The 21,700-nt window shown below is 43.2% G+C and carries 25 protein-coding genes; all 25 read right to left on the bottom strand.

What is annotated here, in order from left to right; all coding sequences use genetic code 11:
- Nucleotide 1 precedes the first annotated feature (1 nt).
- Entirely contained in the window at nucleotides 2–343 is a 342-nt protein-coding gene (locus HHU08_RS04550) for a hypothetical protein (RefSeq protein WP_169187901.1), read from the bottom strand.
- On the bottom strand, nucleotides 340–771 hold the full coding sequence (locus tag HHU08_RS04545; RefSeq protein WP_169187900.1) for an HK97-gp10 family putative phage morphogenesis protein: 432 nt from the start codon (nucleotides 769–771) through the stop codon (nucleotides 340–342). Before HHU08_RS04545 ends, HHU08_RS04550 begins: the two co-directional genes overlap by 4 nt.
- A gap of 5 nt (nucleotides 772–776) precedes the next feature.
- Nucleotides 777–1,112 (bottom strand): head-tail adaptor protein, encoded by a 336-nt coding sequence (locus HHU08_RS04540; RefSeq protein ID WP_019155112.1) that lies wholly within the window; start codon nucleotides 1,110–1,112, stop codon nucleotides 777–779.
- Between the two features lies 1 nt (nucleotide 1,113).
- Nucleotides 1,114–1,434, bottom strand: coding sequence for a head-tail connector protein (locus HHU08_RS04535; protein ID WP_000257312.1), 321 nt, complete (start codon nucleotides 1,432–1,434; stop codon nucleotides 1,114–1,116).
- A 26-nt stretch (nucleotides 1,435–1,460) separates the two neighbouring features.
- Nucleotides 1,461–1,673 carry a head fiber protein gene (locus tag HHU08_RS04530; protein ID WP_000121277.1) on the bottom strand — a complete coding sequence of 71 codons (213 nt, stop codon included), beginning with the start codon at nucleotides 1,671–1,673 and terminating at the stop codon, nucleotides 1,461–1,463.
- A gap of 12 nt (nucleotides 1,674–1,685) precedes the next feature.
- Nucleotides 1,686–2,879: a phage major capsid protein gene (locus HHU08_RS04525; RefSeq protein ID WP_169187899.1), complete on the bottom strand. Its 1,194-nt coding sequence runs from the start codon at nucleotides 2,877–2,879 to the stop codon at nucleotides 1,686–1,688.
- Nucleotides 2,880–2,898: 19 nt separating this feature from the next.
- Complete coding sequence (locus tag HHU08_RS04520; RefSeq protein WP_124763834.1) at nucleotides 2,899–3,588, bottom strand: head maturation protease, ClpP-related; 690 nt, start codon at nucleotides 3,586–3,588, stop codon at nucleotides 2,899–2,901.
- Nucleotides 3,589–4,833, bottom strand: coding sequence for a phage portal protein (locus tag HHU08_RS04515; protein WP_001048933.1), 1,245 nt, complete (start codon nucleotides 4,831–4,833; stop codon nucleotides 3,589–3,591).
- 43 nt (nucleotides 4,834–4,876) lie between these two features.
- A complete protein-coding gene (locus HHU08_RS04510) occupies nucleotides 4,877–6,481 on the bottom strand; it encodes a terminase large subunit (RefSeq protein WP_039236532.1) in 1,605 nt (534 codons plus the stop codon).
- Between the two features lie 88 nt (nucleotides 6,482–6,569).
- Entirely contained in the window at nucleotides 6,570–6,758 is a 189-nt protein-coding gene (locus HHU08_RS04505; RefSeq protein WP_028988119.1) for a DUF5049 domain-containing protein, read from the bottom strand.
- Nucleotides 6,759–6,836: 78 nt separating this feature from the next.
- The gene (locus tag HHU08_RS04500) at nucleotides 6,837–7,064 is read right to left on the bottom strand and encodes a DUF4314 domain-containing protein (protein ID WP_028988120.1); all 228 of its coding nucleotides are present in this window, start codon (nucleotides 7,062–7,064) and stop codon (nucleotides 6,837–6,839) included.
- Nucleotides 7,061–7,753 (bottom strand): hypothetical protein, encoded by a 693-nt coding sequence (locus tag HHU08_RS04495; protein WP_055742202.1) that lies wholly within the window; start codon nucleotides 7,751–7,753, stop codon nucleotides 7,061–7,063. The genes HHU08_RS04500 and HHU08_RS04495 overlap by 4 nt, the downstream gene beginning before the upstream one ends.
- Before the next feature lie 100 nt (nucleotides 7,754–7,853).
- Entirely contained in the window at nucleotides 7,854–10,013 is a 2,160-nt protein-coding gene (locus HHU08_RS04490; protein ID WP_169187898.1) for a DNA cytosine methyltransferase, read from the bottom strand.
- Complete coding sequence (locus tag HHU08_RS04485) at nucleotides 10,006–11,247, bottom strand: site-specific DNA-methyltransferase (RefSeq protein WP_169187897.1); 1,242 nt, start codon at nucleotides 11,245–11,247, stop codon at nucleotides 10,006–10,008. The genes HHU08_RS04490 and HHU08_RS04485 overlap by 8 nt, the downstream gene beginning before the upstream one ends.
- Nucleotides 11,228–12,403, bottom strand: coding sequence for a methionine adenosyltransferase (gene metK / locus HHU08_RS04480; protein ID WP_169187896.1), 1,176 nt, complete (start codon nucleotides 12,401–12,403; stop codon nucleotides 11,228–11,230). The genes HHU08_RS04485 and metK overlap by 20 nt, the downstream gene beginning before the upstream one ends.
- Before the next feature lie 20 nt (nucleotides 12,404–12,423).
- Nucleotides 12,424–12,822 carry a P27 family phage terminase small subunit gene (locus HHU08_RS04475; RefSeq protein ID WP_456238312.1) on the bottom strand — a complete coding sequence of 133 codons (399 nt, stop codon included), beginning with the start codon at nucleotides 12,820–12,822 and terminating at the stop codon, nucleotides 12,424–12,426.
- Between the two features lie 266 nt (nucleotides 12,823–13,088).
- Nucleotides 13,089–13,469 (bottom strand): HNH endonuclease, encoded by a 381-nt coding sequence (locus tag HHU08_RS04470; protein WP_456238311.1) that lies wholly within the window; start codon nucleotides 13,467–13,469, stop codon nucleotides 13,089–13,091.
- Nucleotides 13,470–13,604: 135 nt separating this feature from the next.
- On the bottom strand, nucleotides 13,605–14,018 hold the full coding sequence (locus tag HHU08_RS04465; RefSeq protein ID WP_000987998.1) for a DUF1492 domain-containing protein: 414 nt from the start codon (nucleotides 14,016–14,018) through the stop codon (nucleotides 13,605–13,607).
- Entirely contained in the window at nucleotides 14,015–14,236 is a 222-nt protein-coding gene (locus tag HHU08_RS04460) for a hypothetical protein (RefSeq protein WP_264371224.1), read from the bottom strand. The genes HHU08_RS04465 and HHU08_RS04460 overlap by 4 nt, the downstream gene beginning before the upstream one ends.
- Nucleotides 14,233–15,594, bottom strand: a complete 1,362-nt coding sequence (locus HHU08_RS04455; RefSeq protein ID WP_144515340.1) for an SNF2-related protein — start codon at nucleotides 15,592–15,594, stop codon at nucleotides 14,233–14,235. Before HHU08_RS04455 ends, HHU08_RS04460 begins: the two co-directional genes overlap by 4 nt.
- Nucleotides 15,575–15,856, bottom strand: coding sequence for a VRR-NUC domain-containing protein (locus HHU08_RS04450; RefSeq protein ID WP_124218378.1), 282 nt, complete (start codon nucleotides 15,854–15,856; stop codon nucleotides 15,575–15,577). The genes HHU08_RS04455 and HHU08_RS04450 overlap by 20 nt, the downstream gene beginning before the upstream one ends.
- 218 nt (nucleotides 15,857–16,074) lie before the next feature.
- Nucleotides 16,075–18,441: a virulence-associated E family protein gene (locus HHU08_RS04445; RefSeq protein WP_169187895.1), complete on the bottom strand. Its 2,367-nt coding sequence runs from the start codon at nucleotides 18,439–18,441 to the stop codon at nucleotides 16,075–16,077.
- Nucleotides 18,438–18,872 (bottom strand): DUF7768 domain-containing protein, encoded by a 435-nt coding sequence (locus tag HHU08_RS04440; protein ID WP_055742211.1) that lies wholly within the window; start codon nucleotides 18,870–18,872, stop codon nucleotides 18,438–18,440. The genes HHU08_RS04445 and HHU08_RS04440 overlap by 4 nt, the downstream gene beginning before the upstream one ends.
- Complete coding sequence (locus HHU08_RS04435; RefSeq protein ID WP_169187894.1) at nucleotides 18,872–19,624, bottom strand: phage antirepressor KilAC domain-containing protein; 753 nt, start codon at nucleotides 19,622–19,624, stop codon at nucleotides 18,872–18,874. The genes HHU08_RS04440 and HHU08_RS04435 overlap by 1 nt, the downstream gene beginning before the upstream one ends.
- 93 nt (nucleotides 19,625–19,717) lie before the next feature.
- Nucleotides 19,718–21,652: a DNA polymerase gene (locus tag HHU08_RS04430; protein ID WP_169187893.1), complete on the bottom strand. Its 1,935-nt coding sequence runs from the start codon at nucleotides 21,650–21,652 to the stop codon at nucleotides 19,718–19,720.
- Between the last annotated feature and the right edge of the window lie 48 nt (nucleotides 21,653–21,700).

Raw genomic sequence — 21,700 nt, 5'->3', positions numbered from 1 at the left:
GTTATTCCTCCAATCTATAGTTTTTTGCCACATCGATGGCATAATGATGATATCCAGTATCATCCTCGTGACCGATATATCTTCGTTCGGTCAAAGTAAAATCTGCATTTATTAAAGCAGTTGTGAGCTGTCTTTTCTGCTCTAGGTAGTTATTTTTTGAGAACAGTGATATCCTCGCTTCCTGCACATCAAAGCCTGGACGGTTATCCGCATGAACTTCAAAAATATCCGAAAGAGGGAGAATCACGACATACTCATCTGGTGCCAAACCTGAAAAAACCCCAGTTTCCACGGGGAGCGGTATAGTGGAAACAAGGGTATTCAATTCCTCTAAAATATTCATATCTTCTCGATCTCCTCCTCCAGCTTGGCGACCATTGCGTTGATGCAAGGTTTCCTAGATGAATTCCTCGCAGGCTTTAGGAAGGGTTTTGCAGGCTGACCATGTTTGCCATATTCAATGATGCTGGCAAGTTTAGCATTGCTCTCACCATCAGATCGCGGCTCAGCAAAGCCAACTTTTACATTGAAGTTACCATTTCTATCCTGCTTTGCACTCGAGAGTCCTAATGAAGATAGCAACTCGCCAGTGCTTTTGGATGGATATTTCGTGCCCTTGCCTACCACCTTACTTAGATTTCCCTTGACTTTATCCAGCACCACTTCACCGCCAACTTCCAAAACCTTAGGAAGAATCACATCGGTCTGGTCAGCTAATAGGGATACCTTTAAAAGGAATTCTTCTGGCATCTTTATATTCGCTTTTGCCATATCCATCACCTCACAGTTGGTTCTAGCTTTTCGGCTAAAACCTCGACATACATCCCTCGGTTTCTTACATCCTCAACACTTAAAATTTGATATCTGCCATCATCGCAGACGATAACCATTTCATTGGTCACCTTAAGTCCGAAGATTTTTCTAAACCTGAATAGGGAAGTTGCAGATGAAAATGATGCCATATTCGTCCATCGCTCACTGCCATGCCGATCTTCCTTGTAAGCAAGTACACTTGCGAGTATGTTGTCATCTTTTGTGGCGAAGCCTTCCTTATCCTTTGTGGGTATCGTGCAAATGATATCGATAAAGGTGTTCATCTTCCCAAAGCTCACACTAAACACCCCACTCTCGATCAAGTCGTAAAAGCAAGTTCACTGTATTCCATACTTGTTGTCCCGCCTGTACGCTATCAGCAAAGAAACCTGCCGTCGAGCCATCTCTACTTTCATAGAAATGACTCGACAACATGATCACTGCTTGTTCTGTTGTTGGAGGCATAGCATGTGTTTCATAATAGTTTTCAGGAACGTGCTGATAGCTCTGTGCATAGGAGACTGCAGCAGTGATAAATCCAATAAGGAGGGCATCATCCTGATCATGTGCTAAAATTAAGTTCGCTTTAACTTTAGGCAAGAGATTATCTGCCACTGCCATACCACCAACCTCCTTTACATTCCACCTTAGTCAGCCTCCATAAGCCCAGCTGCTTTTAGTTTGGCAAGCAGGGCATTAAAGTCCGTAACTAGACCAGCAACATCGGTGGCGGTGCTGTCTGCCTGGTTTTCAGCAACAGGAAGCCCCATAACCGAGGCCCCTTCTTTAATTTCTAAAACACCTCCGATGACAGTTTTTTCTCCGCCTTGTTCGGTATAATTCTTCGTGTTATAACTCATAAAGCACCTCCGTTAGGCTTTCTGTTGGAGTACCTTAACGGCCTCCGGTAAGATAAGCTTTCCATCAACTCGCTGAGTCGCAATAAATCCTACTTGACCTGTAACAGCATAGAGTTCATTTAATCGTTTGAATACGCGTCCTTGACAGTCTGCCACCCAGTAATAACTAAAATCACCGAATACCATAGTCTTTGCACCTGCTTCAATAGTAGGTACATAGGATGAGGTGTACAGCGGACGGTTAAGAATCGTATCAGGTGTTCCCGCTTGGATGGAAGGTTGCCATAGGTACTGGCCATTACCGTCTTTTAATTTACGGATAGCTTTTATAGTGGCATCATTCATTACGAATACTGCCTTATTACGATAAGGTGCTTTCAAGCTGTAGAATAAATCTAAAACCTCATCCAAAGTAATGGCAGTGGCACTTGCCGCAGTAACCCCAACTTGACCGCCGCCTGTGGCATTTAAAATCCCTGTTGGTTTACCTGTGCCATCACCTACAAAGAAGGCTTCCTCCTCCTTGTTCCCAATGCGACGGGCAAATTCTCTTGTGATGTAGCTTTCGAGATTAAACACGGAATCGTTTAGTAGCTCCTCAGAGACTTTAATCATTGTCGCTAGTTTATAGGCCCCGATGGATACTTGACCGAAGCTGTCATCACTTTCTGGGATAGCTCCTTCTTCATCTATCCAGCTTGCTGTACCTTTGCTTGCAACAACAGGAATCTTACGGTCACCAGAAGATGTAGTGATTACATTAGCCAATCTACGGAAAATATTTTCTTCCTCAAGAGCTTCTACTAGAGTACGTTCAAACTCATCTGGTACAAGGAATCCGCCTTCAGAATCAGTGCCAATCTTTAGAGCGTTTCTTACTTCATAGCTAACATTGTCACGCATCGCATTCCAGAAAGCTTTTTTGTATTCAGCACTTGCACGACCGGTCTTTTCCTCTCCAGTTCTAGTAGGTTCGTTGGTAATTGGGTTACTGGTTGCTTTCGACAGTTCCAAGTCGATAGATGCTTGGCGTTCTAAACGTTCAATTTCCTTACCAAGAGCCACCACATCGGCTTCCATTTTTTCATAGGTGGTCGTGTCCTCAGCGGATAACAGTCCATCACCGCCACGTTTTGAATCAAGGAATGCCTTTGCTGCGTCCCATGCTTTAGCGCGTTTCTCACGCAATTCAAGAATTTTACTCATTGTTATTTCCTCCTTAAAATTAGTGCGAAATTAAAGAAAGTCGCTTATCCAGCGACTCAATGGGTGTACCTGTTTTCTGTTTTGGTTGTTTTGGCAGTTTGCTGATAAGCGAGTTAGTAACCGCCATCCTGCTAAAGATAAGACTATCCGTCAAATCCGGTGTTTCACTTTCCATGAACATGATCTTGTCTGCAAAACCAAGTTCAATGGCTTTATTTGCATTCATCCATGATTCTGCATCCATCAGATGAGAGAGTTTTGTTCGAGAAAGGCCCGTCTTTAACTCATAGGCATTAATAATACTTTCCTTGACCTCATCTAATAGAGCCTTTGCTCGCAGCATTTCCTCACTGTCACCGATAGCAATCGTTGATGGGTTATGGATCATCAGCATGGAAACAGGGGACATATATACATCTCCACCAGCCATTGCAATAACGGATGCCGCACTTGCCGCAAGCCCATCAATCTTTACATTGACTTTTCCGGTATACTCCATCAGCATGTTATAAATCTGGGCTGCTGCGAACACATCACCACCAGGGGAATTAATCCACACCGTAATATCGCCGGTGCCTGCCAGCAATTCATCTTTAAAAATCTTAGGTGTGACCTCATCGCCCCACCACGTTTCTTCGGATATCACTCCATTTAAATAGAGGGTACGTTCTTCATCAGAATCTCGCACCCAGTTCCAAAACTTCCTCATTTACTGACCTCCTTCGGTTTTGGCAAACGCACCTGCGTCAGCCAGTTTTGTCATATTTCCGTTAACCAGATATAAATCGCCGCCTTCCTCAGCCGGTATTCTGTTCATGTCCTCCAGTTCACGGATATCGTTGGCTGACATCCAGCCATTTTGACGACCTGTAGCGTAGCCATTCATACGACTTTGGTAATCACCACGAAGCAGACCGTCCAAATTGAACTTGATAAACAGTGAAGTTTTCTCAGAAGGCAAAATAAGCGATTGCTGGAGACTTTGTTCCCATCGCACCACCCAAGGATCGAGGGTGTATTTTACAAACTCCAAAGACTGCTGCTCAATATTGGAGAAACTGGATTTCTCTAAATCTCCCACCATATGGGGCGGTACTCGGAAAATCCTCGCAATCTCATTAATTTGGAATTTCCGTGTTTCTAGGAATTGTGCCTGTTCAGGCGGGATACCAATGGCTTGGAACTTCATGCCCTCTTCCAACACAGCAATTTTGTGAGCATTGCCTGTGCCTTGGTAGGCACTATTCCAACTATCCTTGACCCTCTGTATATCTTTGATTACTCCTGGGTGTTCCAGCACACCTCCGGGATTAGCACCATTGGCAAAGAATGCCGCACCGTACTCTTCAGTAGCAAGTGACATACCGATTGCATTTTTCGCCATAGCGATTGGGCTATAGCCAATGAGTCCATCAAAACCTAAGCCAGGTATGTGTAGAACTTCATCTTTACGGAGTGTGACATAGCCACCTTTTGGGTTTAGGCCACTTTCATCAGTATCACGATAGTAGGTATAGACCAGCTCTCCGTTTGTTGCTCGACTAACTTCCATCTTGTTAGGAAGTAGGGGATAAAGTGCAACTGCCTGCCCACGACCGTTTCTGACCACCTGTGCATAGGCATTTCCCCAAAGTAAAAGATGACTCATCAGTGTTTCTCGAAACACGAATGAAGTCATCTCTGGATTTGGTTCATCATGAAGAAGGTAATACAGCGGGTGGAAAGGAATCCTTTCTTTACCTCCATCAGAACGATATCTATATACATGAAGTGGCAGTCCGGCAATCGCTTCAGCTAATATCCTTACGCAGGCATACACTGCTGTTGCCTGCATTGCAGTACGTTCATTAACCATTTTGCCAGATGACGTACCGCCAAACAGGAAGGAGAACGCACTACCCACACGATTTTGCGGTTTGTCTCTTGAACGAAACAGTCCTTTTATTAGATTCATAGGCATCACCTCCGAATATAAACATTGTGCTAACCATTAAGGTTTAAAAGACAATCAAACCTCGCTCGTCATACACCGAATCTCCACTATTACCTGAGCCACAACGAATAGCACGATCAAGTGCCATGATAGTTGCCACCGCGCCATCTATTTTTTCTGTACTTTTTTCTTTATCCGGCTTCACGTTGCCCGCCGGATCAGTTTTTATAAAGATGTTGTCCATCATCCAACGAAGTACTGGATGCCCACCGTGTGCTATTCTTTCTTCTAATGTCAATTTCATCAGTTCTTTGGTTGGTGGTGACATATCTTTAAAGCCTTGACCGAAAGGAACGACAGTAAAGCCTAATCCTTCAAGGTTCTGAACCATTTGAACAGCTCCCCAACGGTCAAAAGCAATTTCTCGAATGTTATACTTTTCTCCAAGTTCCTCAATAAACCGCTCAATGTAGCCGTAATGTACTACATTGCCTTCTGTAGTTAGAATATACCCTTGCTTCTCCCAAAGATCGTATTGCACATGGTCTCTTCGGACTCGGAGGTCAATGTTGTCCTCTGGCATCCAAAAATACGGAAGAACAACGTATTTATCTGTTTCATCCTCCGGTGGAAACACCAGCACAAAGGCTGTAATGTCTGTTGTAGAAGATAGGTCAAGACCTCCATAACATACCCGCCCTTCAAGACTTTCTGGAATAACTGGAAATGCACAGGCATCCCATTTTGCCATTGGCATCCAACGGACAGACTGTTTAACCCATTGATTCAAGCGCAATTGCCGGAAGCTATTTTCCTCAGCTGGGTTCTGCTTTGCACTTTCACAAGCAGCCCTTACCTTGTCAATCCCCACCGTAATTCCCAAGCTTGGATTTGCTTTCTTCCACACTTTTGGATCTGTCCAATCATCCTCTTCTTTGGCACCATAGATTACGGGATAAAAGGTAGGATCGTATTTTCTGCCCTCAATAATATCAACCGCTTTTTGGTGTGTTTCGTAGCAGATACTCTGAGTATCCGTCCCCGCAGTGGTGATAAGAAAATACAGCGGTTGGGTCCTTGCATCCCCAGATCCTTTCGTCATAACATCAAATAGTTTCCGATTTGGCTGAGTATGAAGTTCATCAAAAACAACACCATGTATATTGAAGCCGTGTTTGGAGTAGGCTTCAGCCGACAATACCTGATAGAAGCTGTTGGTCGGCAGGTACACCAATCGTTTAGTTGAAGCAAGCAACTTTACTCGTTTATTCAGCGCTGGACACATTCGCACCATATCGGCTGCTACTTCAAATACAATTGATGCCTGCTGGCGGTCAGCGGCACAACCGTACACCTCTGCCCGTTCTTCACCATCACCGCAAGTGAGGAGAAGCGCAATTGCTGCGGCAAGCTCGCTTTTTCCCATCTTTTTAGGTATCTCTACATAAGCAGTGTTAAACTGCCGATATCCATCTGGCTTTAAAATTCCGAATAAATCACGGATTATTTGCTCCTGCCAATCGATAAGTTCAAAAGGCTTACCTGCCCATAAACCTTTCGTATGGGAGAGTGCTTCGATAAAAGCTACAGCGTAATCAGCAGCATCCTCATCGTAATATGAACCATCAGCTATAAAGGCGGTCGGCTTATATTTCTTCAGTTTCCGCATAAACACCGCCCCTTTATGAAAAAGGACAAAAGAAAAGAGCCTCAATCCTATAGATGAAGCCCTACTTCTTATCCTAGTTTAATTTTATTTACTTATTTTCATCCACTTCCCCCGTCAGTATGAAATGAGCATATTCCGTTTTATGGTCTATTATATAAACTACCAATTCATAAAACCCTCGTTCATTTGCTTCATACTGGACTCGGTTCACATCAAACATATTTGTGACTCCACTTTCTCGGATGGAAAGGATTTGTTCCTTGATTATTTCATTCATTAGTTGACTCCTTCGAAAACAATACTACAATATAAATCTACATATTTACTGCCACATTTGGCTTAAATTGTGTATGTTTTACTCTTCGATTTTCTTGCATAAATCCTCACCAAAGGCCACTCCAAGAGAGCCACCGGAATCCCAACTGACATGAATCGTTCCTATGTCGTCAACACTAGTAACCGTACCTTTAGATCCAGTTTGAAGTTTGGTATAAGGGTCGTTCATTTTAAGTAGCATGACACGAGTTCCTGGAGTGTAATAGCTTCTTAGTTGCTTTAACATTTCAGGGTGAATGATATTCATTGTTCACTCACCTCCTGCTTGAACGTTCCGCTTTTGAAAGCGGAGCTACCTGAAAGCTTCGAGAGGAGAATCTTTCGTCCCATCTTATATTCTGGTCCGATAAAGCCGAGCCTTAGTAGGAAGCAACGGAAAGCGTACTTTTCATTCTCTACTGATTTCTCGGTGGAATTGACACGGGTCTGTTTTTTCGCCATTTCGCAAAGTGCCGTGACAAAATGGGTGTATGCCTTAACCTCCTCTGAGGCGCACTTACCTTGAAACCAAGGGAAGGTAACATATTCCTCATCTTCAATGATGGGAATGGAGTCCGTATCAAGTGCTTTCTTTATAAGAGTAGCTTTACTTTCTACTAATCCTTTTAGGTTCTCGATTGCCGTGTCGGTAAAATCCGCCCGTGGCATTTGAATTATCAGATTGATAGATTCTTCCCTTTCATTTACTTCTGCTTTCGGAAGTGGTGTGTCAAATTCTTCTGAAATTGCTTTGAGATCGTGAAATCTCAATAGATCATCGACCAGTTCCTTATTGTCTGGTCCACTTAGAACTCCGTTTTTGTTAACATTGTAGTCTGCCACCTCATATGCAAATGTAGGTGCTCCGAGATATTTTACAGGGGCATTTAGTTCTTGGCTGATTGCGTTAACCAGTGCTTTTCTTTTTGGTCCTGTAACATTATAGTTAATCTGCATTTTCATACCGCCTTTCTACTTTCGGTACGTACATATATCACTCTAAAAGCTGTTATTATCAAGTCATTTAGAGCATCTTTCTGTAGAAAATAGGATTCCATTAATCGGCGGTATTTTGTGTAGATAACACAATGCCAGTCAGCACAAAACAAACGCATGGAAGTGCTACACCATTACCCCACATTTTGTATTCAGCTGAATCAGAATGAGGATTGTTAAGCCATTTTATAATCTGATTTCTTGTTTTTGGCTTTTTACTTTTACCTATAATTTTGCGGTGGGTTTCCCAAACCTCCGTCCAGAATGAAATTTCATCTTCTGTAGGATTTTCCGTACCAAGGTCATCACACCAATCATCGGGGAAGCCTTGCAATCTTGCACATTCCGTTGGTGTAAGCCTTCGAACAATATAGTCCGGTTCAACCAATCCATTTTGATAGCCTGGATTGGTGCCATTGATAATCGTATTTGATGTACCGTCCTGTCTGTAGCATTGACTTTCAGCTTTCATCTGAGGATAAAATGATGCTGGTTGTGCCACTGCTCCAGGACCTTTTGCTGTAAGCGTAGGTTGCTGTTCTTCATCTATAGTCGGTTTATAAAGAGCGTTCTGTCCTTGATTAAAAGCCGCCCGATCAATACCGTAAGAAGGCTGAGTCACAACAGGAGCATCCTTATAATCTCTCGACAATAGAGTAGGTGCTTTATCTTCTTCAACCTGTGCATAGGCTCCGGTAGTCATGGCATAGGCAACAGCATGACGATCAGCGGTATTAAGCGTAAAAGAAACATCTTCATCTATACCGCTTCCTTGGGGACCGTTTTTATCCTCTCTTCCAATCATCGAGCCTTGCAGAGCAACTACTGCAATACCACCTTGATTACATCCCGGATTTCCCCCATTGGCATCAATGGTCCGAGAAGTATCAGCTTCATATATACCGCTATGCGGATTGCTAGACTGCATGGAATTGCTTTTATCAGAACAGATGCCATATGCGGTGGGCACAAAAATGGTCTGATCATTATTGCATCCAAGAGTTGCAGACTTGTCATCCTGTATCAATGCACCCTTGCCACCGCCTTCACAGCCGGAGCGGATTTTTAAAGTTTTAGGAGTGTTCATAACAAGGGGTACATTCCCACCACCAGTTCCCATCCGAGAGGTTAGCGTCTGTACTTTATTATCCTCCGAGAGTTTCACACGGCTATCGGTTGGATGGTTTTCTATTACAACAGCTGTTTGATTATCTCCCATGTTTGCACGAAGTGATCCACTTAAGTTTTCGTCAGTATGGCCACCAACTCGAGAAGCAGCCCCCGGTTCAAAGGACATGACTGCACCTGGGACAACACCTGCTCTAAGTGTAGGGGAACGTTCTTCCTCATATCCTACACTTCTGCTCTTGGCACTGTGTTCGGTGCAAAAACCGCTTGACTGCATTACACAAGGCTGATGTCCATGTTCCTCTGCACGAAGTGTTGCAGTAATATCCTTCGAAACAGACATCACTCTTCCACCTTGGTCATTTAGGCAAGTTATGCTATCGCCTGTTTTTCCAGTGCAGTTTTTAGCATTGTCGGCAGTTCTTTGCCACGGGCTGCCGCTCGGCGTAAAATTCCTTGGCATGCCTTCGGACTCAAATAGTATTTCTCCGGCACATCTGTCTGCAAAATCTGCGACAAGGTAGATTCTACGACGACGTTGGGGGACTCCGAAATATTGCGCATCGATAGTTCGGTAAGCCACACTCCATCCGTCTCCCATATAGATGTCAGCGTATGGCCATCGTCCTTTTTCAGGTAAAGGCATCGAGGTGTTCGGCTCTTTGACACTGATGACCGTTTCGAGGACTGCTTTGAAGTCTTCTCCTTTATTCGACGAGAATGCACCGGGGACATTTTCCCAGACTGCGTACCTTGGATATTGTCCATTGGTCTTACACCTCATTTCCTTAATAATTCGGATTGCTTCATAAAAAAGGACGGATTGCTCTCCGTCCAAACCAGCTCTTTTACCTGCCACACTCATATCCGTGCATGGAGAGCCAAAGGTTATGATATCTACAGGCGGAAGCTCCGCACCATTTAATTTGTTTATATCTCCATAATGCTTCATCTGAGGGATACGTTTAGTCGTAACCCGTATAGGAAACGGCTCAATTTCAGATGCCCATAAAGGTTCGATGCCACAAAGCAAACCACCCAAAGGAAAACCACCACTGCCATCAAAGAGGGAACCAAGTGTCAATTTACTCATCCTCATTCACCTCTGGCAGGTCACAATATCTGAATTTCAAGCCATCTCTTAATAGAAATACACCATCAGAGTTTCCCACTTGCTCAATATATCTTTTCACAATAACATCGCAGTACTTTTCATCCAGTTCAATGGTGTAGCAGATTCTATCTGTTTGCTCACAGGCAATCAGTGTACTTCCTGAACCCCCAAAGGGATCAAGCACAATACAGTTACTAAGGCTTGAGTTCATAATGGGATATGCCACAAGCGCCACTGGCTTCATGGTTGGGTGGTCGCCGTTCTTCTTTGGTTTCTCAAACTCCCAGATGGTAGTCTGCTTACGGTCTGAATACCAAAGATGCTTGCCTTTCTTTTTCCAACCGAAAAGAACTGGTTCATGCTGCCATTGATATGGGGAGCGACCGAGAACAAGGGACTGCTTTTTCCATATACAAGTACCAGAAAGATAAAATCCTGCATCGGAGAATGCTCTTCTAAAATTGAGTCCTTCCGTATCAGCATGAAATACATAAATAGATGCGTCCTTTGCCATCGCTGCTTCGGTGTTTTGAAATGCCGCAAGCAGAAAATCATAGAACGCTTCATTCGCCATATTGTCATTTTTGATTTTTCCAGCAGCGCCTTCATAGTTAACGTTATATGGAGGGTCCGTGACTACCAGATTGGCAGCTTTCCCATCCATTAAGACATTAAAGGTGTCTTTCTTTGTACTGTCTCCGCAGACTAATCGATGTTGTCCAAGTATCCAAACATCCCCTAAATGCGAAACAGCGGGCTTTTTCAGCTCGCTGTCCACATCGAAATCATCTTCTTTTATATTATCCTTAAGGGAATCTTTGAAAAGATCCTCCAACTCCCCTGGGTCAAACCCTGTAAGAGAAACATCAAAATCAGAAGCATCTAGGTCTGTGATGAGAAGTGCCAGTTTATCTTTATCCCAATCGCCACTTATTTTATTTAGTGCAATATTCAGAGCCTTTTCCTTTTGCTCGTCCATTTCAACTACTACACATTCTATTTCATCCATGCCCATACTAAGCAGGACTTTCAAACGCTGATGACCTCCGATAACTTTGCCTGTGATCTTATTCCATATAACGGGTTCTACATATCCAAACTCCTCAAGAGAGCGTTTAAGCTTCTCATATTCTGGATCACCTGGTTTTAAATCCTTCCTTGGGTTATAGTCAGCGGGGATGAGTAGTTTCGTTTTAATCCTCTCTATCAACATACTTTTCCACCGCCTTTCTAAATTCACTATATTTATTTACATCCTCCCATGGGAACAAACAACTATTAAAATGGCCATAAGCCGCGGTGTCAGAGTAAATGACATTTCTAAGACGTAGCTTTTCAATGATGGCCGCGGGTCTTAAGTTGAAAGTCTCCTGGGCAGCAAGAGTTAATATTTCATCAGAAACAGTGCCAGTACCAAGGGTATTTACAGTAAAAGCTACTGGATTTGCCTTACCAATGGCATAGGAAATACTCACTTCACATTTCTTTGCATAACCACACCAAACGATATGCTTGGCAATATAGCGAGCCATGTAAGCACCGCTTCGGTCAACTTTGGTTGGGTCTTTACCACAAAGAGCACCACCTCCATGAGATGTAAGCCCTCCGTAGGTATCGACCATGATTTTTCTACCGGTCAAACCCGTATCAGCAGCGGGACCGCCAAGAACAAACTGACCAGAGGGATTGATGAGAATTTCTGTTTCATCATCAAAAGGGAAGTCCTCAAAACACTGCCATAAGACATTGTTAAGGATGTCTGCCTTAAGTTCTTCCTGTGTTTTATTCTTATCATGCTGTACCGAAATTACGATTGTCTTTATTCTCACTGGAGTGTCATCATCATATTCCACCGTTACCTGTGCTTTACCATCGGGAAGAATACCTTTTATTAATTTTCCTTTGCGACAATCATCCAGTCTCTTTACGATTCTGTGAGATAGTACAAGGGGTAGGGGGAGCATTTCTCTTGTTTCCTTTGTAGCAAAGCCATACATTGTTCCCTGGTCTCCAGCACCTATGGAACCGTACTGTTCGTTTATTCCATTTCGTGCTTCCAGTGCGGTATTCACACCAGCTGCAATATCTACACTTTGATTATGTACATACACATAAATCAAAAATTTTAAAGGGTTATATCCAATCTCTTTTAGTACATTCCTAACAATGTATTGGATGTCGATTTTCTCGCTGCAGGAGATCTCGCCCGCCACGATAATTTTTCCTTTAGTCGCCATAACCTCGCAAGCCACCCTTGATGCCCTATCTTTACGTAGGCAAGCTTCCAAAATGCTATCTGCAATGATGTCACATAGTTTGTCAGGATGCCCGGCGCATACACTTTCTGCTGTTAAGTATTTTTTACTCATTACATCATATCTCCTCATCTTTATTTTCCTCTGCGGGCAGATAGCAGTCGCTCCATCACGTCGTCCTGTGGATTTAAACCTGAATACTCTGTAGCACAATTCTCTCGAACGATTTGATATATCTCCATCCATAGCCTATTTGTCTGACTCATAAAGTTCTGACTCATCGTTACATAGGGACTTTGAATAGCATTGCCGGTGGTTGGGTGCTTGGCTAGAAAGCCAAACTCAGTTACTGCTTCCTCACACTGTATCCATCTGGCCGCACTCATGGCATATCGCTCTAGAAGCTGTGGAAGTACCAAATGGGCACAGCCACGTTCCTCAAGCCATTTCCATGTAATTTCATAGATTTCACTTGCTACTAGGGTTTTCCCATCCTTTTGCACTGCGGAGAGCATGGCCATTGGCTTTGGCATTTCTTGCCCCTTCAGGTCAGCGGTATTTTGGAACTCAACGACTTCAATTTTTCTCTTACCGGGATTTCCCTCTGCAATTTTGTCAGCAAGCGGTTTCTTCTTTTGACCGGAGCCTATACGGGCACCTCCACGATTTGTTCCGTCTTTGGCCATTCACTCACCTCTTTTCATCGATGGGCGCCTATTACCCTGTTTGAAACCGCGAATTTTCACGCGTTGCCCCACGCCCGTTACACAAATGAAAAGCTGTGGAGATTTGACTCCCCCTACCGGGTTCCCCAACGGTCTCCATCTCTTGCTGTGATAGCAGAGTGGCAAGGAGTACAAAGAGCCATCAGATTACTTCTATCGTGAGTCCCTCCTCTTGCAAGAGGAAGAATGTGATGGACTTCATTTGCTGGGGTCAGCTTTCCTTGTCGTTTACATTCCTCACAAAGAGGATGAGCTGCAATGTAGCTGTCACGTATCCTTTTCCAAGCACGACCATAACGCTTACGGGTTGCTGGGTCACGGTCGTACTTTTCATACCGTGCGGCTTCCTTTTTAGCATGTTCTTCACAAAAACGTCTGTCAGTCAGCTCTGGACAACCAGGATAAGAGCATGGACGCTTAGGTTTTTTTGGCATACTGCACCTCCTTTTGCCCATAGAAAAAGCCCTCGCAGGAGAGATGCTCCCGTGAAGGCTTCTGTTTTTTCTAATATTCCATACTACCATTATATAACTTTCACTACGGACAAACAGTGTCAACGTATGCCAAACTGTGCCACAGTGTGCCAACTTTTATTTTGGAACCTTTAAATGTTGCAAAGCGGATGAATGGAGTCTATGCACGGTTCTCATAGAAACATTAAGGTTAACACAGATTTCTTCCCAGTTAAGAAAGTTAATGTATCGGTAGCGAAGAATCAGCTTCTCATCTACGTTTTCCATCTGGTTAATTGCTTCACGGATATCTGATTTAAGCTTTACTAGCCGTTCAACCTCTTGTTGTATCTGTTGCTCCAAATCTACTATTCTAATCACATACTTTTCAAAGGGTGGGTCAGTACACTTGGTTCGACTGACTTTTTCCTCAAGAACGGGGGATGAAACACTTCTTGATAGTTCCCTTAAGTTTTGTAACTCTTCAAGGTCGGAATTAATCAATTCATTCAGACGATAGGCCTGTTTTAAGAATTCCTTAGCTGTCATCATCGCACCACCTCCTCTTGTAGCTGTTGGATTAACATGTCAGGGTTTAGAGAGGTAAGGACATTGAACAATTCAGAATGAAAGAAGCACTCCACCTCACGTTTCGTATATAAAGCAGAATCATTGCGAGGGTGTTTTGCTAGTCTTTTCAGTGCAAAACGATAATCCTTGACTGCCTGTAGAATAATGGCATTTGCCAGTTTTTCAAATGCATCCATCATACAGCATCCCTCGCTTTCCCAAGATTTGCTTTGACCGCATTAATAAGATCGGATTGTGTCTTTTCCTTTCGTCTCAAGGCATTCATAACATCTTCATCAATCGTGCCTTTAGTAATAATGTGATGAATAACCACTGTCTCATTTTGACCTTGTCTCCAAAGTCTCGCATTTGTTTGCTGATAGAGTTCTAGACTCCAAGTAAGTCCAAACCAGATAAGCGTTGAACCTCCACTTTGTAAGTTGAGACCGTGTCCCGCTGATGCAGGATGAATAACCGCTACAGAAATATCGCCGTTGTTCCAATCCTTGATATCCTTGGAAGTTTTAATTTCTCTGACATTGAATTTTGCCTTAATACGCTCTAAATCGTGATTATACCAATAGGCAATAAGCACAGGTTTTCCGTTAGCACCTTCAATTAAATCCTCAAGAGCATCTAACTTGCGGTCGTGGATAATATGAGTGTTTTTATCATCATCATAGATCGCACCGTTTGCCATTTGCAGAAGTTTTCCTGAAAGGACTGCTGCATTCATGGCATCTATTTCTTCATCAGCAAATTCAAGAACCATCTCTTCACGAAAGCGATCATATACGGATTGTTCTTTGTCATTTAGATACACAGGCACTTCATTGATCATGCACTCTGGCATTTTGAGAAAATCCACCGACTCCATGGAAATGGTAATATCCGAAATGAGCTGATATATGGCATCTTCAGCACCTGGCAATGGTTTATATGAAAATACGATTTGCTGATTACGTTTATCTGGTGTAAAGAAGGAATTGCGGTAGTGAGTTATGTACCTGCCGAGTCTTTTACCCATGTCAAGAATACGAAACTCTGCCCACAAATCCATTAATCCATTACTCGATGGTGTACCCGTAAGACCCACAATCCGTTTTGCCCTTGGTCTGACTTTTAGTAGACTTTTAAATCTTTTGGCACCATAGGACTTAAAGGATGATAGTTCATCGATGACCACCATGTCATAATCAAAAGGGATGCCACTTTTATTTACTAACCAGTCAACATTTTCTCTGTTTATAAGATAGACACTTGCAGGTTTCCTAAGAGCTGCCAACCGCTCCTGTTCTGTTCCGATGGCTACCGAAAACTCCAGTCCTTTTAAATGCTCCCACTTATTTATCTCAGCTGGCCAAGTATCCCTCGCCACCCGAAGTGGAGCAATGACCAGAACCTTTCCAATTTCAAAACGATCAAGACATAGGTCAAATATAGCCGTTAGAGTAATGACACTTTTGCCAAGACCCATTTCTAAAAACACCGCAGCGATGGGATGCTCAAGTATGAAGTTCGTTGCATAAGTCTGATATTTATGAGGATTGTATTTCACCCAGTATCACTCCAATCTGCTTAACATCATCAATGACATAACAAGTAAAGCCTAACTTCTGTAATTGCTTTATTCTTCTATTCTGTAACGGACGAGGTTTCTTTCCGGAAGCCTTTAATTCTACAAAAGCCATCTTCCCATGTGGTAAAAGCACTATGCGGTCTGGCATCCCATCTAAACCTGGGCTAACAAACTTCGCCGCAATGCCTTCCATCTTTTTTACCTCAGCCACCAGTTTCTTTTCGATATATTTTTCAAGCATAAATACCTCCCATATAAAAGGCTCGGAACAAGAAAACAACTTTGACCCATTTTTCCTATACGCGCGCGTATGCGTGTATGCACAGGCTACTATTACTTCTTTTTACTATTTATAAATAAATAGGATACTTCTTGTTCCACTTGTTCCGAACCGTTGATTTTCCTTATCGTTACTAGCTTTAGGGAAAGAACCAGTATGGGAACAAGGTAAGGTACAACTTAGTTTTGTTCCTCGACTCGGGAATAAGCTCGTTGCTTTCCGTAGACAGGAAACGTCACAACACCATTCTTGTTCCCAGTGTACTTGTTCCACTCACTGATCTTTCTCATAATGGCACCGATGGCATAGGAATCTGAAGGCTTTAGCATTGATGCCTCTTTACCGAAACATTCACACCAAATCTCCATATTGCAGACAAGAGTCCTTTTTACTGTTCCAACACGGGTGCCGCCACCAAATTCGCTACCGCCGAGGAAATTTCTACGCTCGTACAAAGACATCGTGTCCCAATCATCCGGCAAGAGCGTATCCAAGTAAGTACGAACCAGTCCTTCTCGTTCATCTGTTTCCATAGCATCTGCCTGTTCACTGGTTGCCATGGTTACATCATCACCTTCAAGGTAGAGTTTTTCGCCCTTCTCATATAATACTAGTGCCTCTGCCCAAATCTGCTGTACTTCTTCTTTAGTCATCTGCCAAGCTTTCTTTCTACTGTTACCACTAATGCGGACTGGCCAAAATCTGCGGTTGCCCGTAATATCACGAAGAAAACCGCTTTCCGCATTGGTAGAACCTACAATCACGCATTGACGGGGATGGCTTTCCACGTTGACCCCATAACTGGCACGGTACTTATCATCCGCCCTAGAAATAAAGGACTTCACAATCTCCACATCCGTCTTACGCATCCCAGCAAGCTCACCGAGTTCCAACAACCAATATCCCTGAAGTTTTTCAGCCCCAGATTTATCTTTCATGTCCGTGAGAGTTAAACTGTCTGAAAACCAATCCCCTGCAAGTTTGGCAAAGAAAGTTGACTTACCGATGCCTTGAGGACCGTTTAAGATAAGAACACTATCAAACTTTGTGCCTGGTCTATAAATACGGGCTACCGCCGCAACCATCGTTTTGCGAATAATTGCCTTTGTATAGGAATTTTCTGTTGCACCGAAATAATCAATAAGTAGATTTTCCACACGACAAATACCATCCCATTTTGGCAGGGAGTCAAGATACTCCTTAACAGGATGGTAGGCTCGTTCTGACGCTACCGCCAACACAGCATCCTTGGTCTTGGTAGGAGAATAGACTCCGTATTTGCTGCTTAAGTACACCTTCAGCAGTGCATTGTCCGAATCATTCCAACCACATTTAATCTGTTCCCAAGGCAGACCACCTTTGGCATCAATACCATCACGGTGGCAGTTGAAAGCGATATGCTGTAATTCCTTATCATGTCGAATAATTAAGACGATGTTGTCCAAAGTGTCTTTTATCCGACCTTGCTTATCCAATTCCAATCCCGTCTGCCAATCCTCTTCACTAAACTCCTCTTCAGCCTGGGCCTGCCTTTCCTTAGCAAACTCAGCTTTCACCGCTTCATCTTTTATAGCAAACTCACACATTGCCACAAAAGACGGCATCCTACTAGGAGCCGTTGTAGTGGAAGCTCTATCATCTAAAGAGCCGAATTTATGAATACGAACGAGGTCAAAAGCATTGAGGAGCAGGCCGCTTGCTGGGTCGGTGGCATGGTGGCTGTATGCGAATTTATCATCATAGATAATTACACCCGCACTACTATCAGCTGGAATATAGTCATAACGCCCTTCCATAGCAGATGGCGCATAAACTGCACCTAAAAATTTATCAATTGCTTCACGAACGGAATAGGCACGACAGAAAGTTCCTACCACACCTTCCTTTAAAAGCGGATCGGCTTGTTCTTTAAGACTGCGATTAATAACCTCAGACTGCCTGCTTGATACTGGCCAAGTTGACGTATCTCGCCAGTTTTCATATTTTGCAAGATAAATATCCGGGTCAAGTAATGCTCCATCCTGCTCTTCGTAGACAAATTCACCATTAGAGGAAGTGGATGGCCAATACATAAGGCGATGGGCTTCATATGTCGTATCATCAAAAAGGTCAATACCGATTTCTTTTGCCACCATACGTCCAACGGCTGCATATTCTTCTTCACTGACCTCGCGGGCAAGAGGAACAATAAGTCTGAGTCTCGGATTTTCCGGTGTGTGCTTATGAGTGGAGTAAACGCAACATTTGAAGTCAAAAAGCATGCTGATTTGTTCCCAGATATCCGGTCTACCGTAATCCATATCAAGGGTAAGCAAAGAACGACACAGAACATTGCCCTTCTTTCGCCTTCCTTCTTTTAAATGTCCCCCGACAAAGCCGCCCACGTCTTTGATATCATCTTGCTGGCCTTTTTTAAGTTTCCGATATTCTTCTACCGTTTCTGTAGTACGTTGTGTTGTCTTTACACGGGAGCAAAAATCCCCCCAGGAGATATCTTTGTTTTTCCATTTCCTGTCCATCCGACTATTGCCCACTGCAATTTTCATAAACTTTCGACCTCCTCATGCTCCGGACTAAAATACCTGACCGTTTGTCTGCGTTTCTTGGCTACTTCAATCTCCCTTGCCATACCGCTTGAGATGGTATTGCCCAGCACCCACACCTCAGAGCATTTGCCCATAAGAACGATGTCCATAAATATGGCAAGCTCTCGTTCCTCTGGGTTTTCATCATCCATAAACTGCGGAAACATAAGGTGGGGAGCAATTGGGATACAGTTTTGGTCTAAGGCAAACCTGCAAAAACTGCGAGCCTTTTTAATGTTTCCTTCTACATCACCGGAATAGGGAGAACAGATATATACAAGTGGCTTAAAGGCAGATTTTTTCTCTGCCTTTTCCTTTCTCATTATGTTGGTCAGTGCTTCATGGGGAGTTGGGTCATGGTATCCTTCATGGTTAAATTTGTTGATCCCCATTACACACCCTCCATTTCTATCTGAGGCAAAATACCGTCCGCCTTCATCAGTTCGTAAATGAAGAGTCTGCCTTTTTGAGTCCAATATGTATGGACCTTTGTATGCTGTTCACCGTTACTGCCAAGGTAGCTATGTGTCTTAGTACTGGTGTAGCCTTTTTCCGCATACTTCTGATATAAGAGCCAAATGCCGCCTTGTTTAAACTGGATGCCCTTTTTATTAAGATAGCGGTTCATCCAAATAGCTGACTTGCCGTAATCTTTGGCAATTGCTGAGGTGGAAATGAGGTCTTTACAATTTAAAACTACATCGTAATAAGAGACTTTCGGTTTCATTTCTGCAATTTGCTGATTCTGAACAGCAACCGTACCTTCAAGCACTTTATTTTGATTCCTTACTTGAGTTAGTTGTTGATTGGCAAACTGTAATGCCCTTGCCATGGTCGCCTCAGGGGAATTCCATCGTCTTTCTATTTCAAGAAAGTATTGACGGCATTGTTTTCCTTTTGGAGTACGCTGTATCATACATAGCTCTTTTGCCATATCAATTGTTAACTGATGGTCTATGCGTGGTCTGCCTCCAGTACTTTCGCTCAAAAATGAGCTAAAGTCTGACCCTTCCTCAAATCCGTACTCACACATTCTTGGAAACCAATCTTTATAAGCGGTCTTTACTTCCAAGGCTTCATGTAAATCACGACCGAGTACGGTTGGTCGTTGATTTTCATAATTGATTTTTACTAATTCGTCCATACGAATTACCTCCTGCAATATAGTCAGAGGAAAGTTCCTCTACCTAATAGCCACAGGAGGTAATGATTGTTGAGGATTTTGAAAAAATTTATTTTAATCTTTTTGATAAAACTGACACTCATAGCCATCAGCGCTAAGTAACAGACCATTTGCCCATGTTGGTGTCCTAGCCATCTGTTCACAGATAGCGGAAAGTGACATTCCCATATCTGCCTCGATGATAATTTCATCGTGTACATGAGCCACAATAGAACAATTCTTTAATGTCTGCATGGCATGACACAAAATGTCACGACTGATTGCCTGAACAATATTCTCTACAAATTTGGGTCCATAGCTATCGATTCTTTCCCATTTCTTCGTCCCACCGACCCCTTCGTAAGTAACCGACTCACCGCCAAACATATTCTCTCCCATACGAGGTTTCACATAGGCAAGCCGTCTACCAGAGGGGAGGACAATAAAGAGCATTCCACTTTGATAGATAAATTTAATGCCGTGTGTCTCTGTAGGAGTTTTTTGCTTAACACAAGTTTTTACTGCACGGTCAACATCCCACCAAAGTTTTGTGATATTGGGATTGGATTGTCTCCAAGCCGTTACAAGGGGCTGAAGTTCCTCTTCTTCAATTCCCATCTCCAAAGCACCCATTGATTTTAATGCTCCAACAGATCCACCATAACCGAGGGCAAGTTCGGCTATTTTCCCTTTCTGACGAAGGTGACCGTTCACACCATGCTTTTCAACAGGTACATTAAACATCTGAGAGGCACTGGCACAGTAGATGTCACCGCCGTTTTGGAATACATCTATTCTCCATTTTTCACTTGCAAGCCAAGCAATGACGCGAGCCTCAATCGCTGAAAAATCTGCCACAATGAACTTCATACCTTCTCGCGGTATAAAAGCAGTACGGATAAGTTCCGACAGTACCTCTGGGATTGAATCATAGAGTAAAGTAAGAGCATCAAAGTTTCCGCTTCGAACTAAAGCACGAGCCTGTTCCAAATCGGGCATATGGTTTTGGGGGAGATTTTGCAACTGAATCAGCCTGCCAGAGAATCTGCCGGTTCTGTTGGCTCCGTAAAACTGAAACATTCCTCTTGCACGACCGTCACTACATACCGCATTTTCCATTGCCGTGTATTTTTTCACCGATGATTTTGCAAGCTGCTGGCGAAGTTCCAAAACAGTGCCTAGTGGTTCAGGAGCCGTCTTTAACATCTCAGCAACCGCTTTTTTACCAAGGGTATCTGTTTCTAGCCCATTGTCGGCAAGCCAGTCTTTCATTTGTTGTACAGAGTTTGGATTCTCCAAATTAGTTATATCTTGCATCGTAGCCATTAGCTTTTCACGAGAATGTTCATCCATCTCTACAGCCTGTTTTACGAAAGTCATGTCAATGGCAATGCCACGATCATTGATTACCTGGTCGAGATGATATTCCTCCCAGATGTTCTCTGGTACTTGAAACTTGGATAATTTCTGTTGTATTGACATCTCGGATTCCACATCGCGAATGTTATATACTTTAAACCGCTCCCATTTATCCATGTCGTGTTCTGGTAAATTACGAACTCGACCACCATTAGACTTTGTAGGGGAGCAAGGTGTACAGAAATATTTGATGAGGTCTTTACCCTCTGTTAGCTTTTGTTTCTCCAAACCTAGAACTGCACCGACTCCCTCCAAAGAAAGAGGTAATCCCATATATGCCGACCATATCATGGAACATTTCCAGGATGCGGGGTTAAGATATTCAGTAAGGTTAAGCCATTTTGATAGACATACACGCTCAAACATTGCATTGAAAGCCCACTTGGTAACGGAATCATCCATAAGTGCGTTTATAATTTCATCGGGGATTTCCTCCCCACTGGCAAGGTCAACCACCTGTACTTCACCGCCATCCACCGAATAACCAAATAGTAGAATTTCAAAATCATCACTCTCTGCATAACGGTAAACTCCAGACTTTTGAAGGTTGGCACTACTAAATGTTTCAATATCAATAGAAATAGAATTCATATATTACCGCCCTTTCCAATGCAAACGAGGTGGCAGAAGAACAACCTC

This window comes from Niallia alba (assembly GCF_012933555.1).
GTDB lineage: Bacteria > Bacillota > Bacilli > Bacillales > Cytobacillaceae > Niallia > Niallia alba.
This window is presented reverse-complemented; position numbering and strand designations above follow the sequence as displayed.